Source organism: Nocardiopsis sp. NRRL B-16309 (assembly GCF_001279585.1).
Classification (GTDB): Bacteria; Actinomycetota; Actinomycetes; order Streptosporangiales; family Streptosporangiaceae; genus Nocardiopsis.
In genome coordinates, this window is sequence record NZ_LGEC01000136.1 from 1 (window position 1) to 715 (window position 715).

The 715-nt window shown below is 68.0% G+C and carries 1 protein-coding gene; it reads right to left on the minus strand.

The window, feature by feature from the left end; genetic code table 11:
- On the minus strand, positions 1-715 hold a 715-nt coding region (locus tag ADL05_RS27660; protein ID WP_156366086.1), incomplete at both ends, for an ATP-binding cassette domain-containing protein.

Below are 715 nucleotides of genomic sequence, written 5' to 3' on the forward strand. Positions count from 1 at the left end.
CGCGTTCGGCGCGGTGGCGGCGTGCCTCGTCCGGGTCCAGCAACGGCGCCGCCGTCAACAACTGACGCGTGTACTCACTACGCGGCGAGGTGTACACACTGTCGCTGTCACCCATCTCCACGATCTCGCCCTTCTTCATCACCGCGACCCGGTCCGAGACCTGACGCACCACCGCCAGGTCATGGGCCACGAAGATGTAGGTCAACCCGAAGTCGTCCTGCAACTCCGAGAGCAACCGCAGCACCTGGTCCTGCGTCGACACGTCCAACGCCGAGACCGGCTCATCGCAGATGATCAGCTTCGGCTTCAGGATCAGCGCCCGCGCGATCGCGATCCGCTGGCGCTGACCGCCCGAGAACGCGTGCGGGAACCGGTTGTAGTGCCCCGGCTCCAACCCCACCCGCTCCAACAGCTCCTGCACCCGCGAGCGCACCTTCCTGCCGTCGCGCTCGCCCTGCACCTTCAACGCGGTACCGATCGCGTCCCCCACCGTCACCCGCGGGTTCAACGACGAGTACGGGTTCTGGAACACCATCTGCACGTCCCGGCGCAGCGGGCGCAGCTCCCGGTCGGACAGGTGCGTGATGTCACGGCCCCCGAACTCCACCCGGCCCCGGGTGGGCTCCAACAGGCGCATGATCATCCGCGACAGGGTCGACTTGCCCGACCCCGACTCGCCCACCACACCCAGCGTCTCGCCCTGGCGCAGCTCGAA